The organism is Flavobacterium urocaniciphilum (genome assembly GCF_900110615.1).
GTDB lineage: Bacteria > Bacteroidota > Bacteroidia > Flavobacteriales > Flavobacteriaceae > Flavobacterium > Flavobacterium urocaniciphilum.
In genome coordinates, this window is the sequence record NZ_FOEI01000020.1 from 1 (window position 1) to 1,505 (window position 1,505).

At 40.0% G+C, this 1,505-nt stretch carries 1 protein-coding gene; it reads right to left on the reverse strand.

Going from position 1 to position 1,505, the window contains the following annotated elements; all coding sequences use genetic code 11:
* The coding region (locus tag BMY86_RS13115) for a PKD-like domain-containing protein (protein WP_317040103.1) at positions 1-1,505 on the reverse strand (1,505 nt) is incomplete at both ends.

Below are 1,505 nucleotides of genomic sequence, written 5' to 3' on the forward strand. Positions count from 1 at the left end.
GTAATTACTTGTGATAAAACTGGCGTTCCTACACATCCGTTTCTAATTGGAGTAAATTCAAACTGAATCGTTCCTATTGTGGTTGGACTATTTGTTGTCAATTGTAAGTTCAATGCTCCATTTGCTGAAGTTCCACTATATGTTCCACTTGTAATGATAACACCATTGTTATTTACAGCTGTCCAAGTATACGTTAATCCTGTTGGTTCTCCGTCTACATCAATATGAACTTGACTTCCTGAACAAATTTGCGCATCTTCAACAGTAATTGAACTAATTACCGGGTTTGGATTCACAACTAAATTAACTGTTACTGGATTTCCTGTACATCCGTTTGCTGATGGTAAAATTACCATAGTAATTGTTCCTCCAACCATTGGATTGGTTAAATGAACCACTTGATTAATATCTGCTTGCGTTCCTGAAGCATTAAATCCTGTTAATCCATTATTTGATGCATCCCAAGTATAAGTTGTTCCTGGAACATTGCTACTCAATACAAAGTTTAAGGCACTTCCATCACAAATTGGAGTAGTTACCGTGTACGTCATCACTGGTTTTGGAGTGATGGTAACATTCGTTTGAGTTTGTACCGGTAAACATGATGAACCAGCTGGAATGGTATACGTTACCACATAAGTTCCTGGTGTACTTGTGCTTGGAGTTATGGCTCCTGTTGTAGCGTTAATACTTAATCCAGTTGTTGAACTAAATGTTCCACCTGTATAGTTTCCTGTTCCTGTTAACGTAACATTTTGAGCTGATGTTGTGTTTACACAATATGGACCTGAGTAACTAATAGTTGCTGTTGGAGCCATATTTACATTAACCGTTGCCACACTAGAATCATTCACACATGGTGCAGTTCCTGTTAACGTATAGGTAAATGTAGAAGTGGTTGCACCCATTGCTGGAGTAAATGTTCCTGCTGCTGCATTAAACGTTCCACCCGTTCCTGATGTTTGTGTCCATGTTCCTCCTGCTTGTTCTCCAGTGATTAAACTGAATAAGTTGATAGTCGCTGGATTGTTCTCACAAGTTATAGTTGCTCCATCTGTTCCAGCATTTGGCTGAGCGTTGATGTTAATTGTAGCTACACTTGTATCGTTAATACATGGTGCTGTTCCAACTAAAGTATACGTAAACGTAGAAGTTGTTGCTCCTGGGGCTGGTGTATAAATACCTGCTCCGGCATTAAACGTTCCACCTGTTCCTGAAGTTTGTGTCCATGTTCCTCCTGCTTGCTCACCCGTAATTAAACTGAATAAGTCAATTGGTGCTACACTTGAATCACAAACTGTAGTATTACCATCTACTCCTGCATTTGGCTGAGCGTTGATGTTAATTGTAGCCACACTTGTATCGTTAATACATGGTGCTGTTCCAACTAAAGTATAGGCAAATGTAGAAGTTGTTGCTCCTGGAGCTGGGGTATAAGTACCTGCTCCAGCATTAAACGTTCCTCCTGCTCCTGATGTTTGTGTCCATGTTCCTCCTGCTTGCTC